The sequence below is a fragment of the Aeromonas sp. MR16 genome, assembly GCF_022549315.1.
GTDB lineage: Bacteria > Pseudomonadota > Gammaproteobacteria > Enterobacterales > Aeromonadaceae > Aeromonas > Aeromonas aquatica.
Genome location: NZ_JAKZFK010000041.1, coordinates 1 through 16064 on the forward strand (window position 1 = coordinate 1; position 16064 = coordinate 16064).

Annotated in this window: 11 protein-coding genes; 4 read left to right on the forward strand and 7 right to left on the reverse strand. The window is 60.0% G+C overall.

Going from position 1 to position 16064, the window contains the following annotated elements:
• Nucleotides 1-490: 490 nt before the first annotated feature.
• The gene (locus MM194_RS19970) at nt 491-796 is read right to left on the reverse strand and encodes a hypothetical protein (RefSeq protein ID WP_241344681.1); all 306 of its coding nucleotides are present in this window, start codon (nt 794-796) and stop codon (nt 491-493) included.
• On the opposite strand from MM194_RS19970, the gene MM194_RS19975 reads away from it, so the two are divergent.
• Nucleotides 795-3182, forward strand: coding sequence for a glycoside hydrolase family 3 C-terminal domain-containing protein (locus tag MM194_RS19975; RefSeq protein ID WP_241344683.1), 2388 nt, complete (start codon nt 795-797; stop codon nt 3180-3182). The two genes, MM194_RS19970 and MM194_RS19975, sit on opposite strands and share 2 nt — an antisense overlap.
• A gap of 78 nt (nt 3183-3260) precedes the next feature.
• Here MM194_RS19975 and MM194_RS19980 read toward each other — a convergent pair whose 3' ends face one another.
• Together MM194_RS19980 and ppsA are read right to left on the reverse strand one after the other, a co-directional pair.
• Entirely contained in the window at nt 3261-4238 is a 978-nt protein-coding gene (locus MM194_RS19980) for an AraC family transcriptional regulator (RefSeq protein WP_241344685.1), read from the reverse strand.
• Between the two features lie 316 nt (nt 4239-4554).
• Nucleotides 4555-6927, reverse strand: coding sequence for a phosphoenolpyruvate synthase (gene ppsA / locus MM194_RS19985; protein ID WP_241344687.1), 2373 nt, complete (start codon nt 6925-6927; stop codon nt 4555-4557).
• Between the two features lie 308 nt (nt 6928-7235).
• Here ppsA and MM194_RS19990 point away from each other — a divergent pair, with 308 nt between their 5' ends.
• Nucleotides 7236-8048 (forward strand): pyruvate, water dikinase regulatory protein, encoded by an 813-nt coding sequence (locus tag MM194_RS19990; protein WP_241344688.1) that lies wholly within the window; start codon nt 7236-7238, stop codon nt 8046-8048.
• Between the two features lie 111 nt (nt 8049-8159).
• Here MM194_RS19990 and MM194_RS19995 read toward each other — a convergent pair whose 3' ends face one another.
• The gene (locus MM194_RS19995; RefSeq protein ID WP_241344690.1) at nt 8160-8453 is read right to left on the reverse strand and encodes a hypothetical protein; all 294 of its coding nucleotides are present in this window, start codon (nt 8451-8453) and stop codon (nt 8160-8162) included.
• A gap of 359 nt (nt 8454-8812) precedes the next feature.
• On the opposite strand from MM194_RS19995, the gene MM194_RS20000 reads away from it, so the two are divergent.
• On the forward strand, nt 8813-10189 hold the full coding sequence (locus MM194_RS20000) for an amino acid permease (RefSeq protein WP_241344691.1): 1377 nt from the start codon (nt 8813-8815) through the stop codon (nt 10187-10189).
• A 138-nt stretch (nt 10190-10327) separates the two neighbouring features.
• Here the strand turns inward: MM194_RS20000 and MM194_RS20005 are convergent, their stop codons facing one another.
• From MM194_RS20005 to MM194_RS20015, 3 genes are all read right to left on the reverse strand, one after another.
• Complete coding sequence (locus MM194_RS20005; RefSeq protein WP_241344693.1) at nt 10328-11713, reverse strand: SVAGG family GlyGly-CTERM protein; 1386 nt, start codon at nt 11711-11713, stop codon at nt 10328-10330.
• Nucleotides 11714-11820: 107 nt separating this feature from the next.
• Nucleotides 11821-12726, reverse strand: a complete 906-nt coding sequence (locus tag MM194_RS20010) for an ROK family protein (RefSeq protein ID WP_241344694.1) — start codon at nt 12724-12726, stop codon at nt 11821-11823.
• Between the two features lie 82 nt (nt 12727-12808).
• On the reverse strand, nt 12809-15685 hold the full coding sequence (locus tag MM194_RS20015) for an Ig-like domain-containing protein (protein ID WP_241344696.1): 2877 nt from the start codon (nt 15683-15685) through the stop codon (nt 12809-12811).
• On the opposite strand from MM194_RS20015, the gene MM194_RS20020 reads away from it, so the two are divergent.
• Nucleotides 15684-16058, forward strand: a complete 375-nt coding sequence (locus MM194_RS20020) for a hypothetical protein (RefSeq protein WP_241344698.1) — start codon at nt 15684-15686, stop codon at nt 16056-16058. The two genes, MM194_RS20015 and MM194_RS20020, sit on opposite strands and share 2 nt — an antisense overlap.
• The last annotated feature ends 6 nt before the right edge of the window (nt 16059-16064 follow it).

Below are 16064 nucleotides of genomic sequence, written 5' to 3' on the forward strand. Positions count from 1 at the left end.
ATAATAAATTACATATATAACAGCAACATACATCAAAATGACTGATTGATAGGATTCATACGAGCAGGCTTTAATCTCTTTAAAATGAATTTATGACGATTTATGCAACTACAAATTTTATCTTTGTTAAAAAAGATGATGGAGCTAACACTCAGTATCTGTGTCTGGTGAGTTCCCGCCCGGGTGATATGAGACGAGATGACAAGCTTGATGAGAACAATGCCAATATGACGGGTCTCACTCTGTTGGACGTGGCTCTATTATCACGGTATATGTCAGTGTGGGATCCACATTGCCAATATATCAGGCCAGTTCGATCTTATTAAGGATGGGCTGGACATACCGTCTCTGGATAATATGTTGGTTGGCGTCCGCCAGATATCGCCTGAATAATAACCTGGATGACTATTTCTGCCGCTCTCTTTGCCCTCAATCCGATCAGATAATAGGATGAAGAGCCTGCTTTACATGGCCACCCATCACGGTGCCATTACCATAATGTCGCGCTCTCACCGGGCACCACGCCATCAGCCTCGCCATTTCCCCAACCTATGCCGGCCAATGGGATCGGGGTCACAACTTGATCTTCTTGCTCCCAACGGCACATTTCTCGCTCCCCCGGGGCAATGGTGGCCTGCGCCAACTTGTTAACCTGCTCCTGGCCCGCTTCATCACACGCAAGGATGAGCCCGCTCTCTCTGCCCATGGCAAACCGCCACCAGAGCGGCCACGTCACCATGTGGCATAGATATCGTATTTTCCACTTTTTATTCAGACAGTTAGAGGAAGTCTTCATGCCTATCACCACCACAAAAATGAAAACGGTTTCACTTTCCGTCAGCCTGGCCCTGGCCGGGATCCTGGTGGGTTGCAACCAGAACGACTCCGACGCCCCCATCGTCAAGGATGACGCCTATTACCGTGCTCAGGCCGAAACCATGGTGGCCAGGCTGACCCTGGCCGAGAAGCTGGATCTGCTCTCCGGCCCCGGTTATGGCAGCGCCAACGGCGCCGTCAACGTCAAGCAGGATGTCGCCGGGGTGGCGGGTTACATCAACGGGGTGAGCCGCAGCGCCGACGGCATCGACATCCCGGCCCTGAAGCTGGCCGACGGCCCGGCGGGCCTTAGGATCAGCGCCAACCGCGACGACGACAGCGCCACCTACCATGCCACCGCCTGGCCCATCGGCTCGCTGCTGGCCTCCAGTTGGGACGTCGAGCTGGTCGAGTCCGTGGGGGAAGCCATGGGGGATGAGGTCAGGCAGTACGGGGTGGATATCCTGCTGGCGCCGGGCATGAACATTCAGCGCAACCCGCTCAATGGCCGCAACTTCGAGTACTACTCGGAAGATCCGCTGCTGACCGGCAAGATGGGCGCCGCCATGGTAAACGGGGTGGAGAGCAACGGGGTGGGCACCACCATCAAGCACTTCTTTGGCAACAACTCCGAGACCAACCGCAACCAGATCAACGACATCGGCGAGCCGAGAACCTTCCGCGAGATCTACCTGCGCGGCTTCCAGATCGCCGTGGACGAGGCACAGCCCTGGGCGGTGATGACCTCCTACAACAAGGTCAACGGCACCTATGTGAACGAACGCAAGGACGCGGTGACCAAAGTACTGCGCGGCGAGTGGCAATTCGATGGGCTGGTGATGTCCGACTGGTTCGCCGGGGACGTGGCCAACAACGCCTACAAGCAGGTGCTGGCAGGACAGGATTTGATCGAACCGGGCAACGTCAAGGAGCAGTTGCAGCAATCCATCGATCACGGGGATCTCAGCGAGGCCAAGGTGACCGAGGCCGCCATCCATATCCTGACCCAGATGATGAAGAGCCCTTCCTATCACCAGCTGCCCGTCGGCAACAGTCCGGATCTGGCCGCTCACGCCGCCCTGGCTCGCCAGGCCGGGGCCGAGAGCATGGTGCTGCTGCGCAACGAGGCCGCCGCCCTGCCCCTTGCCGCGACCAGCAAGGTGGCCAGCTTTGGCATCAACCAGACCAACACCTACAAGGGCGGTACCGGCAGCGGGGATGTCAACGCCGCCAGCCTCACCACCATCGCCCAGGGGCTGGCCAGCCGTTTCCCGGTGAGCGAAGCACTGCAGGCTTACTACCGCGATTTTTATGAGAACAACAAGGTCTATCACGAGGGGCAATTTGGCGCCAAGGGCTACTATACCTGCGCCGAGGCGGCCGTCAGCCCTGCGCTTGCCAGCCTCATCACCACCGCCGCCAGCGAGCAGGAGGTGGCGGTGATCAGCCTGGGCCGTCAGGCCGGTGAGGGGGCGGATCGCAGCAGTGGCAAGGGCGACTACCTGCTCGGCGACGACGAGAGCGCCCTCATCGATGCGGTGAGTAGCGCCTTCCACGACAAGGGCAAGAAGGTGGTGGTAGTGCTCAACGTCAACGGGGTGATAGATACCGCCCAGTGGAGTCACAAGGTGGACGCCATCCTGCTGGCCTACATGGCAGGCCAGGAGACAGGTCATGCGGTGGCGGACGTGCTTTCCGGTACGGTCAACCCGAGCGGCAAGCTGGCCCAGAGCTTCCCCGCGAGCTACGCCAGCGTGCCCTCCTCAAGCACCTTCCCGGGTGAGGACACCGACGGTGACGGCGAGCCGGACGATCTCTACTACAACGAGGGGATCTACGTGGGCTACCGCTACTACAGCACCTTCGAGCAGGCGGTCTCTTACCCGTTCGGCTTTGGCCTCTCCTACACCAGCTTCGGTTACGGCAGCCCGGCGGTTGCCCAGAACACCCTGGCCAGCGGTGCGGCCGGCAGCATAGTGCTGACGGCGACCATCACCAACACCGGCGGCGTGGCGGGCAAGGAGGCGGCCCAGGTCTATGTCAGCGCCCCCGAGGTCAAGCTGAAGAAGCCGGCCATCGAGCTCAAGGCGTTCGCCAAGACCAAGCAGCTCGCCCCTGGCGCCAGCGAGCAGCTGAGCTTCACCATTCCGGCCAGCATCCTCGCCAGCTTCGATGAGGCCGGCAACCAGTGGATAGTGGAGCCGGGCAACTACAGCGCCTACATCAGTCCCTCATCAGACGTGTCGGCCACGGTGCCGGTGACCTTCACGGTGAGCAAGGAGATAGTGGTGAGCCACACCACGGCCGGCGCGCTGGCCTTGCCAAGCGGGGTGGATGCCGCCACCGTGACCACGGTGACCAAATAACGGGGCGGGGGTGGGCGCCAGTGCCCACTTCCATGTTGTTGCCCCATCATCAGGGACCGGGATTGCCCCGGTCCTTTTTTATTGGCGGGAGTTGCGATAGACCAGCGGGGTCATATTGGCATTGGCCTTGAAGAAACGATTGAAGGCACTCTGGGAGGAGAAACCCACCAGATCGCTGATATTTTGCAGCGTCTGCTCCCCTTGCTCCAATAATCTGCAGGCCTCCGTCATTCTGACCTGTTTTAAAATGGTGGAGAAACTGCCCCCCTCCCCCTGTAATTTCCGGTTCAGGGTCCAGCGGCTGATATTCATGGTCGAGCAAACATCCTCGAGCACATTCTCATCGCTCTCCATCCCTCCCTCGCAAATTTTGTGACGGATCCGCTCCCCCACCTGATGGGTAAAGGGCACCCGCTCGGCTATCTCGGCACAAATGTGCTCAAGCTGGCCGATTTGCAAGCGGCCAAGGGGCTCGTTGTAGCAATCGCTGCGCCTATCCAGCAGGGTGTTGGCGAGGGTCAGGGTATTCGCCTCCTGCTCCCAGCGGCAGCGGCTGCCGAAGAAGTGATCCAACTGACCGTGGTGTGCCGGTGGCTTGCCGATAAAGCCCAGCGACACCGCAATAGCGGGTTCATAGACACGCAGGACCCGGTAGAGGATGACAAAGTTGGGGATGGCCTGGCTCGCCCCCAAGATGGCAGGTCCTTGATTGATGTACTCATATTGGGTATGCAGCGCGCCCGTCCTGACCCGGAAATCGTCGCAGTTGCCGATGACGGTGCGATAGGCCAGCAGGGCCTCGATGGCCGCCCGAGGAGATGGCCGGTTCAGGCAGAGACTGATGAGCGGCGGGTACTGTGCATAGAGCCGGTCTATGTCATAGGAGAGGATCTCCTGATGAAATCCGCTCAAATAACCCTGCATCAGACTCAGTGCGCGGTAATGGCTCTGGGCCAGGATCCGGCCCTGCGTCCGGTTGATATCGAATGCGGTCAGGCCGGCCGCCATCAATATGGCCTCCGAGTCTCCCCCTTGCTGTTGGCAGGCCGCCAACATTCTTCTGATCACCTGATTTGATACGCTCTGTGACATCCGCCTACCCTGGCAATATTGATGTTGTACATTGATGGCTAGCCCCAAAGAGGCGCTATTTCGCATGGGGAATATATCCGGCCCCATCCGATGACGGCTTATTATGAAGCGCCGGGAAGACGCGCCGATGTAACGGAGTGTAAAAGCACGCGCTGACACGCTTATTTTGAACGAGCAGCACAGAGGCATCGGACACAATAGATGACACACCTGCTGTCAGATATAAAAACGGCGCCCTGTTGGCGCCGTTTTTATTATCGTCCGCGACTGTCTTGTCGGATCAGTTGGCCTGGTGTTGCTCGGCCAGATAGAGCCAGGTATCGACCACGGTATCCGGGTTGAGGGACACGGAATCTATACCCTGCTCGACCAGCCAGGCGGCGAAGTCCGGGTGATCGGACGGGCCCTGACCGCAGATCCCCACATACTTGCCCGCCTTGCGCGCGGCCTGGATGGCCATGGACAACAGCGCCTTGACCGCCTCGTTGCGCTCATCGAACAGGTGGGCGATGAGGCCCGAATCCCGATCCAGACCCAGGGTCAACTGGGTCATGTCGTTGGAGCCGATGGAGAAGCCATCGAAGTGTTGCAGGAACTGATCCGCCAGCAGGGCGTTGGAGGGCAGTTCGCACATCATGATGACCTTGAGGCCCCGCTCGCCGCGGCGCAGGCCGTTCTCGGCCAGGATTTCCACCACCTGCTCAGCTTCACCCACGGTGCGCACGAAGGGGATCATCACCTCGACGTTGGTCAGGCCCATGACGTCGCGCACCCGCTTCATCGCCTCACACTCGAGGGCGAAGCAGGGACGGAAGCTGTCGGCGATGTAACGGGAGGCGCCACGGAAGCCGATCATGGGGTTCTCTTCGTGGGGCTCGTAGCCACGGCCCCCCACCAGGTTGGCGTATTCGTTGGACTTGAAGTCCGACATCCGCACTATGACCCGCTCCGGCCAGAAGGCGGCGGCCAGGGTGGCGATGCCTTCGGTCAGCTTGGCCACATAGTATTCACGGGGGCTGTCGTAGCCCGCGATCATCTTGGTGATGGTGGCCTTGAGCTCCGGGGTCTGCTGGTCGAACTCCAGCAGCGCCTTGGGGTGCACCCCTATCATGCGGTTGATGATGAACTCGAGGCGCGCCAGGCCTACGCCGGCGTTCGGCAGCTGGGCGAAGTCGAAGGCGCGATCCGGGTTGCCGACGTTCATCATGATCTTGATGGGCAGGCGCGGCATATTGCCCACCTCGGTCACCGCCACGTCGAAGTCGAGTTCACCGTCGTAGATGAAGCCGGTGTCCCCTTCGGCGCAAGAGACGGTGATGAGCTGACCCGGCTCGATGCGCTTGGTGGCATCGCCACAGCCCACCACGGCCGGGATCCCCAGCTCACGGGCGATGATGGCGGCGTGGCAGGTGCGACCACCGCGGTTGGTGACGATGGCGGAGGCCCGCTTCATGATGGGCTCCCAGTCCGGATCCGTCATGTCGGTGACCAGCACGTCGCCGGGCTGCACTTCGTCCATCTGACTGATGGAGGAGATGACCCGCGCCGGACCCGAGCCAATCTTGTGGCCGATGGCGCGCCCTTCGATCAGCACCTTGCCGGATTGTTTGAGCGCAAAACGCTCCAGGGTGTTCGCTTCCTGGCGGCTGCGCACCGTCTCGGGGCGGGCCTGGACGATGTAGAGCTGGCCGTCCTGACCATCCTTGGCCCACTCGATGTCCATCGGGCGGCCGTAATGTTGTTCGATGATGAGCGCCTGTTTCGCCAGCGCCATCACCTCTTCGTCTGTGATGCAGAAGCGGTTGCGCTCGGCCTCACTGGTGTCGACGATCTTCACCTGACGGCCGTGACCGGCGTCCTCGGAGTAGGTCATCTTGATGAGCTTGGAGCCCAGCGTCTTGCGCACCACGGCGGGGCGGCCGGCCTTGAGGGTTGGCTTGTGCACATAGAACTCGTCCGGGTTGACGGCCCCCTGCACCACCATCTCGCCGAGGCCCTGGCTACCAGTGATGAAGACCACGTCGTTGAAGCCAGATTCGGTGTCCAGGGTGAACATGACGCCGGAGGAGGCCAAGTCCGAGCGCACCATGCGCTGCACCCCGGCCGAGAGCGCCACGCCCTTGTGGTCATAGCCCTGATGCACCCGGTAGGAGATGGCGCGATCGTTGAACAGGGAGGCGAACACATGCTTGATGGCGGTCATGACAGAGTCGATGCCGCGCACGTTGAGGAAGGTCTCCTGCTGGCCGGCGAAGGAGGCATCCGGCATGTCCTCGGCGGTGGCGGAGGAGCGCACCGCAAACGACGCCTCGAGCCCGGCACTCAACTTGTCATAGGCCGCACGCACGGCCTGCTCCAGCGCAGGCTGGAATGGCGCGTCCACCACCCAGTCGCGGATCTGCTGACCGGCCCGGTTGAGGGCGGCGATGTCGTCCACGTCCAGGCTGTCGAGCAGGTCGTGGATCTTGCCGTTGAGGCCGCTTAACTCCAGAAACTCGTTAAACGCAAAGGCGGTAGTCGCGAAGCCGCCCGGCACGGATACACCGGCCCCGGAGAGGTTGCTGATCATCTCGCCAAGGGATGCATTCTTGCCGCCGACGCGCTCTACGTCCTGCATACCGAGCTGCTCGTACCAGAGTACGTACTGTTGCATTTGCATGTCTCCAGGTTGGTGGGCCAGGGTGTCAACGCACCTGCTGTGCCAAATCATATGTTTTTGTTGGTGTGTGCTTGCCAACGACCATGAAAACGTTTTCTACTTATTGTCAAAAATATCCCCTGCAAGATTTGGGGATGGTCGTTTGACACAGACATTCTACAATGCCGACACAAAAAGGTAACGACTCAGGTTTGCAAGCGAGTTCACAACTTGGCTACGGCAGACCTGTTGACAAAGGTGATATGGTTTCGAGAGATACTTCTACCTTGCCACCGCACCGAAGCGCATCACAGGAGTCCCCATTGCACACCGTATTCTATGTATCCGACGGCACCGCCATCACCGCCGAGGTGTTCGGTCACGCCGTGTTGAGCCAGTTCCCCCTGGTGTTCGAGCAGGTCACCATCCCCTTCGTGGAGACCCAGGAGAAGGCCCGCCAGGTACGGCTGCGTATCGACGAACAGTTTCGCCAGACCGGGGTGCGCCCCATCCTGTTTCACACCATCGTCGACCCCCAGGTACGCGAAGAGGTGCTCAAGGCCCAGGCCAGCAGCCACGACTTCCTCAACACCTTCGTGAGCCCGCTGGAGCAGGAGCTCGGGATCAAGGCCGAGCCCAGGCTGCATCGCACCCACGGCATGGAGAACCGCAAGCTGTATGACGATCGCATCGAGGCGGTCAACTTCGCCCTCAGCAACGACGATGGCATCACCACCAAGGAGTATGACGAGGCGGACATCATCCTCATCGGGGTGTCGCGCTGCGGCAAGACGCCGGCCAGCCTCTATCTGGCGCTGCAGTTTGGCATTCGCGCCGCCAACTACCCCTTCATCGAGCAGGACATGGGCTCGCTGGAGCTGCCTGCGGCCCTCAAGGCCAACCGCCACAAGCTGTTCGGCCTCACCATAGCACCCCAGCGGCTGCACGAGATCCGCAACCAGCGCCGCGCCAACAGCCGTTATTCGTCCCTTGAGCAGTGCGATCAGGAGCTGGCGAGCGTGGAGCGACTGTTTCGTCAGGAGGCAATCCACTTCCTCGACACCAGCTCTCACTCGGTGGAGGAGATCAGTGCCAAGATCCTGGAGGCCACCGGTTTGCGCCGTCAACTGTGCTAATAAGCATGAAATGATTGGTGTGAAATTCCGCCAGGAAAGAATGCGGCAATATAAATGAACAGTAGAGGGGAACAAAAATGACGCCGACGGGGTACGTCGGCGTCATTGTCATCATAAATGCGGGCGGGAACCCGGCTTGTTGAGCTCCCGGTTGTTCATCAGCCAGCCATGCAGGGTCAGCAGACCGGGGCCTTTGCGCACTCGCTCACTCAGCCAGCAGGCGGGCACCAGGCCAATGCCCGCTGCCAGTGTCAGCACCATGATGATGTTGGCCACCAGATAATCCGCCCCCTGCCATCCCCAGACGATGAGGCAGGCTGCCGCCATCGTCAGTAACATGGGAGAGAGCCAGAGCCCCAACCAGAGCGCGGCAAACAGCAGCCCCCCGACAATACGCTCGACCATAATGAGTCCTTTCGTGAAGAAGAACGACAATAGGACACGACGATATCGCCATGTCAATCACCTAAAATCCAATCGACCACAAAACCAGCAACCACTCCCAAAACCCCTGTCTGGATCATAAAAAACCTGCATCGGTCCCAAAAAACGCGCCAATGATGAGGAAAACAGGTGCATGGGCGGTCGATTATCACTATTCTGCTCGGGTTGGTAGCCACCATAAAAAACGATGAGTGGCACACCGTAACGAAATTAATACGGATTTCGTCACGTTTTCGGCACAGTGTGCCGCGCCGGGGCACAGGAAGTGCAAAGGTGGACGGGCGACAGACGAGTGACTTCAGCGACGTAAGGACGGAAGAATGGATCTTCAACAACAGGGCGGAGAGCTGAAACGCGGCCTCAAAAACCGCCACATTCAGCTTATCGCATTGGGCGGTGCCATCGGTACCGGCCTGTTTCTCGGCATTGCCCAGACCATCAAGATGGCGGGTCCCTCGGTGCTGCTGGGCTACGCCATCGGCGGTTTCATCGCCTTCCTCATCATGCGCCAGCTCGGCGAGATGGTGGTGGAAGAGCCGGTAGCCGGCTCCTTCAGCCACTTTGCCTACAAGTACTGGGGTGACTTCGCCGGCTTCGCCTCCGGCTGGAACTACTGGGTACTCTACGTGCTGGTGAGCATGGCCGAGCTGACCGCAGTCGGCATCTACGTGCAGTACTGGTGGCCCGAAATCCCGACCTGGATGTCGGCGGCCTTCTTCTTCGTGCTGATCAACGCCATCAACCTCACCAACGTCAAGGCGTTCGGCGAGATGGAGTTCTGGTTTGCCATCATCAAGGTGGTGGCCATCGTCGGCATGATTGGCTTTGGCGGCTATCTGCTGTTCTCCGGTGGCGCGGGTCCCGAGGCGAGCGTGACCAACCTGTGGGATCAGGGCGGCTTCTTCCCCAACGGCATCAACGGACTGGTGATGGCCATGGCGGTGATCATGTTCTCCTTCGGCGGTCTGGAGCTGGTCGGCATCACGGCGGCAGAAGCCGATGATCCCGAGAAGAGCATTCCCAAGGCCACCAATCAGGTGATCTACCGCATCCTCATCTTCTATATCGGCGCCCTGGCCGTGCTGATGTCCCTCTACCCCTGGGGCAAGGTGGTGGAAGGTGGCAGTCCCTTCGTGATGATCTTCCACGCCCTGGACAGCGACCTGGTGGCCACGGTGCTCAACATCGTGGTGCTGACCGCCGCGCTCTCCGTCTACAACAGCTGTGTCTACTGCAACAGCCGCATGCTGTTTGGCCTGGCCAAGCAGGGCAACGGCCCGCGCAGCCTGCTCAAGACCAACAAGAGCGGCGTGCCGCTGGTCGCCCTCTCGGTGTCTGCCGCCGCGACCCTGCTGTGCGTGCTGATCAACTACCTGATGCCGGGCAAGGCCTTTGGTCTGCTGATGGCGCTGGTGGTCTCCGCCCTGGTCATCAACTGGGCCATGATCAGCCTCGCTCACCTGAAGTTCCGCAAGGCCAAGCAGGCCGAAGGGGTAGAGCCCAAGTTCAAGGCATTCTGGTACCCGTTCGGCAATTATCTCTGCCTCGCCTTCATGGCCGCCATCCTGGTCATCATGTACCTGACCCCGGGCATGGAGATCTCGGTGATGCTGATCCCGGTCTGGCTGGTGGTGCTGGCCATCGGCTATCAGTTCAAACTGAAGCGTCGTAGCCCTGTCGCGACCAACCTCGGCTAAGCCTCCCCGCTCTTGTTACGCAAATGCCGGTCAATGACCGGCATTTTTCATCTAGAAATACTGTTGATTCAGACGGTTATGCTCATCGTTTGCATCCCCTCCCCCTGCTCGACTATGGTGCCAACCCCATAGCATCCATTAGCGGTACTGTCTGCGCCACCAGGCGAGGCAAGCCAGCCCCAGCAACACCAGCGGCGAGCTGGCGCCCGCACCGAAGCCCTCGTCACTGCTCTTGATCACAGGCACACTCGCGCCATCATCGCTGCTCTGGACGGGCTCGGGCTCGGCCTGGGCAGGTGCCGGACCGGTTCTGGCGACAGTGATGGTGGTTTGAGCGGCACTGACCGCGGTGGCGTTGCCAGCGCGCAGGCCCAGGAGCAGCGTCTTGTTTCCACTGAAGTCCAGATTTTTGCTGGTGAGCCGCAAGGTCTTCACCCAGCCGCCATCGGCCGTGACCTCATAGTCGGGGTTGTTCGGATCGAATGTCAGGGTCTGGGTGACATCATCGAAGTAGTGATCGCCGGCCCTGGCGGTGACGCCCTGGGTATAGAGCTCCACCGCGACGGGTTGCGCATACTGGCCGGCCCCTTTCACCGTGACGCTCAGCGTGAGGAAGGGCACCTCCCGAGAGAGGGTGCTGCCACTCACCTGCAGGCTGGCAACACGGCTGCCATTGGCCGGCGCCCTCATCACCGCCGCCCCCGATGCCTTGAATGCGGAGCGGCTGCGGTTGATGCCGTTATAGGTCCAGTCCTCCATGGTCGAATCGGCCCTGTCGTAGAAGCGTTGCAAGAACAGTTTCTCATCCAGGTACTGAGTGCTGCCAAACAGGTTGGCGTTCGGGACTTGGGGACTGGTACACATCAAACGCCCCGACCAGGCGCCGTCAGACTGACAGAGGGCATTTTCCGCTTGGTTGTACAGGTCGACGCCACCGAAGAAGTGAAGGAACTCGTGTGCCAGGCTGCCGGGGGCATAGTAGCTGCCGGTGGTGGCCACATTGTTGAGCTTCACCTCCGCATCCATCTGGCCTCTCGCCAGCCCGATGGCATAGCCGTGGAGGAAGCCATCGTGCAGCGTGACCCAGAAATCCGCACCAGAACTGTGCCCCGCAAGCCGGATCAGCTCGGCATCTTCGGGGGAGATGCAGGCGGTGTCGTACCCGGGCTCACTGGGCGCAACCTTGTCCTTGGCCGCAATTTGCCCATCCTGGTACAGGACCATTGCGGTATGCGCCAAGCCATCCAGGCACTCAGCATCGGCAGTTTTGTCGCTGAGCACGAGGATCTGGCGCAGGTTGAAGTGGATATCCTCCGGCTTGCCATTCTTGGTGATCCCCGTGTATTTCGACAGGTAAAACTCGTCCACCTTGCCGAGGTTGGCGCGCAAGCCGGCAAACAACGCCTCGCGGCCCTGGCGGTCGGCCATGGCCTGCGGCACCATGAAGTTCACATCTATGGTGGTGGTTGCCATCGCGGCGCCGGTGGCGAGCATCAGGCTCAGAGCAATCAGGTTTCCTTTCATATGCTGCATCCATGTCTCTTATCACGGCCTGACAATCAAGACCCTCAGTCACATCCAGCCAGGCCGCTCAGTGGCTCAGGATGGACCGCCTCCCCGCACTCAAGCACTCACGGCAGGGATGGTGTCGCACCTTCCTCCAGGCATTGGCGCGCCAACAGGGCAGCCCCCACAATGCCGGCATTGCCGTCCAGCGCCGCCAGGGCGAAGTGGGTCTTGCCCCTGAGATAGGGGTAAAGCTTCTCATCTGTCTGCCGTTGCAACTCATCCCAGAACAGTGCCTGGGAGTTCATCACCCCGCCCCCCATGACGATGATGTCCGGGTTGAGGGTATGAATGATGTTGGCAACGCCGGTGCTCAGGTTGGCGACGAAACGGGCTCTTGGCTCGGCCTGGGTCAGCAGCGCGGCCGCATCCGCCAATCCCCACGCCATCGCCTGTTGTCCCAGTGCCGTGCCGCTGGTCAGGCTCTCCAGCGCGCCCCGGTTCAGGCCGTCCCCATGGGGGCCCTCTTCGGAGATGATCATGTTGGCAATCTCGCCGGCACAGTTGTGCGCACCGCTGATCAGCTGCCGCTTGTAGATGAAACCACCGCCGACACCGGTACTCACCGTGATGTAGAAGACGCTGGTATGGCCTCTGCCCGCCCCGAGCAGGGCTTCCCCCAATGCGGCGCCATTGGCGTCGTTCTCCAACCGCACCGGCAGGCCGAACTCGGCCTCCAGCATCGCCCGAAGCGGGACCGCATCCCAGTCCGGCAAGGTGGGCTGCGCATGGATCACCCCATTGACCGCATCCAGCGGCCCCGGGGCTATGACCCCTATTCCGGCGACCCGATACGCCTGTGTCAGGTGCCGGCAGGCGCGCTGCATGTCCGCCACTATGCTCCTGTAACCACGGGCACTGTCGGTCAGCATCTTGAGCTGCTCCAGGATGACGCCCTCCCCCGTGATGGCGGCCACCCGCAGCTGAGTTCCCCCCAGATCGATGCCAATGAAAATGTCTGATCCCTGCATCTTTGATCCTCTCGACAGTCAAACGAGAAAGAGGAGGCAGTCATCTGCCTCCTCCGTTTATGCACTCTGGCAATTCACCCTGTTATTCCGGTTTGGCGAGGAAGCTGTGGAAGCGCCCCATCCAGTACGGCAAGGTGTAGGTGGTCGAGCCTTCGAACGTGGTCGGGCTGCCATAAGCCGGGTTCGGCTTGGTGCCTGTATAGACGCAGGCCGTGCTGGCATCGTTATCGAAGCAAGCGGTGTTCTTATCGAGCCACTGATGATACTGAAGCGGCTTGAAGCCCAGGTTGAAGGTACTGTTGTTGAACTTGGTGAGCATGCGCTCATCCAGCGGCAGGGTGGTGTGTGACCCCTCGGCCAGCACCTGATCACGCATGGTCCGGCTATCGACGATGGCGGAATCATTGGTCCGGATGATGGGGTAACGATCCTCACGGGTCGCGGCTTCCGAACCGATACCGGCTTTCCACACGTCGGGACGAGCGAAGTCATAGGCACCCCATCTTCTGGTGTCGATCGGGTGACGGTGCAGTTGCCAGGCGGCCGTCTTCTTCAGGTTGTTACCCGAGGCGTTGGTCAACTCGGTCTGCGGTTGGCCCAGCTGGCGGACGTAATCGAAGAAGGGGTTCTCCTGGTAACCCATGGAGCGATACCACTCGTCATAGGCCTCCACGTATTGCTGATGCAGCTCGGTACCCTGTTGCTCCGTGGTGAACAGGATGTACCAGGCCAGCGCCGCCATCTCCTCATCGGAGGTGTTGACCACCTCACGCACCCACTCTTCAACCTGCACCGGATCGTTCGGATCTTCGATGCCATCACCACACATGCCACCACCGTCGTTGCCGCTGGCAAAGGTGCCTATGGAGGGGGAGTTCTTGGTGTTGTCGCCGGTCTCTACGACAGGGGTCGAATCCAGACAGCCGATGATGGAGGTGTCGGCACCATACTGGGCACCCGCGAAGGCAGCCCAACGGCTCCAGTACTCCTTGGCCAGGGTGGCGTAGTCATAGCCCTGTTTGCTGGCGAGCGCCTGATATTCGGACTCGTAACGCTGCTCACCGGTGACGTAGGCGGCCACCTTCATGCCGGCAACCAGCACCACGGAGTTCAGGGCCGCATCTTCCCATGCGTAATCGTTGTTGAAGTAATCACGGGATGTCTTGCCCCACTTGGTCGGCTGGCCACTGGCATCAACAAAGTTGTACTCGTTGGCGATCAGTTGGTCGGCCCACTTCTGCATGGTGGTGCGGATCAGGTCTTTGGTGGCCTTCTCTTCCGGATTGCTCTCGTCGAGGATGTCGTAGGCAATGCGGTAGATGAAGAAGTGGCCGATAGACTCGTCGTTACTGGTGTCCGCCTTGTAGAGCACCTGCTCCTCGGTAAAGATGTTGCCCAGATCGTCTTCCATGGCATTCGCGCAATCACTCTGTGCGGCGAAGGCACCGGTACACTGCAGCACATCCGGGATCGGCAGCTCGGCATTGATCTCGAGACCGGCCATCTTCTCGCCAACGGGATTGCAGTCCTTGTTACCGCCCAAATCTCTTGGCACGCCATCGCAGTAGACAAACTTGGCAATTTTCTTGCCGCTCAGATCCCCCTTGGTGCCGAGCTCACCCGCACGCGCCACTGTGTGTCCGCCCGGGAAATAGTTGTTGGCACCGCCTTGCACGTAGCCCTCGGTGAAGCCGTTGGTATCGGCGCCCTGGAAGGCATAGGTGCGGGCGAAGAAGCCTTCGATGGTGCGGGTCTTGGTGTCATAGTCGGCATTGGTATCGTTCAGTGCACCGATGGCATAGGGATCGTCGACAAACTGGGTGTCGTCGATCGGTTTCATGTTATAGACCAGACCCACCTTGCCGCCGTTGCCTGTCGGCCCGGTCGGCTTGTTGTTGATGGCGTATTCGCCATCCTTGCGCAACACCAGAGTCTGCAACTTGTAGTCGCCACCGTCCGCCCCCACGATAGGACGAACCTTGGTCTTCACCTCGCCCTTGCGACCCGAGATGTTGCTCAGCAGCAGATCGAATTTGAGTGCACGCAGCGCTGTCTTGCGGGCGGCTTCGATCTCTTCCTTGTCAGCCCCTTCCCGCTTGAGGGTGGCATAACGCATCAGCTCGCCACCACCGTACATGGAGGTCCAGAGGCCATCGTTGTCGGTGATCTCCGGGTGCCAGGTACCGGTGCTGCCATCGGCACGATAGCTGGCATCGGACACAGAGCCGCGGCGATCGACCACGCGCTGGGTCACGTCACTCATCAGGCTTGCCTTGGCATCCGGGTTCATACGCACCATGGCGATGTGGCTCAGGGCACCGCTGGCGGAGGTAATCCAGATCCCCTTGTTGCCGTCAGACATGATCTGGGTGGGCACCTGCGGCACATAGTTCACCGGGGCATTGACTTCCACCTCACCGGTCATGGCAATGTTCGCTTCGATGGGCAGATAGCGGTTGCCCATGAAGTACATCATGCGGTCACGGTTGGTGGCGGTTCTGTCTTCCCGCACGATATAGACGCCTTCACGACCCGGGTTGGTATTTTCCTGGATCAGCCAGCGTATGTTGTCCTGAAGGACTTCGTCGCCACCGTCGGCGGCCATCTGGGCACGAATGTCGACGAGGTCCTGACTGACATTGGTAGAGGCATAACGGGTGACCTGCTTCTCCAGCAAGATCGGGTTCTTGGCAGGCTTGTCACCCTTGATCATGACAGTCGGGTTCTGCTTGTTCAGGGTCGGGGTAGCCACCACATTCAGCTTGGCGACCCCCACCACCGTGGTGTTGGTCACTGAGCGGGCGGAGATTTCCACCGCGCCTGTGCTCACGGCCTTGACCCGGCCAAATTTGTCGACGGTTGCCACCGCCTCATTGGAGCTGGACCAGGTGATGCCCTGCTTATGCAGCACCTCTTCGGGACTGCCGGGATAAGGCAGAGATTCATCAGGGATCAACATGGCTTCGATCGAGCGGGATTGGCCGACGACCAGTTCGGTGTTATTCCATATCCCCATTTTGATCTTGGCAGGCGCATCGAGATCGAGCACGGGCTTGGCCGCCACATCGGAATTATCGGGAGTCGTCGGCGTAATCGGTGTGGTTGGCGTGGTTGGAACGATGGGATCTCGCGGGGTACCAGGATTGCGAGAATCGCTCGGATTATTGTCCGCCGCCGCATTGCCGTTGTCCTCGGTAGAGTCGGTACACGCCGACAGTCCGAGCATCGCGGTGATAATAACCACGGCTATTTTGGATTTATTGAAAAGTCCATTTTTTTCCATGTCAAAACTCCATTTAAACAATGAGTTAAATTGGCTTGCTATTAAGTAGTATTAA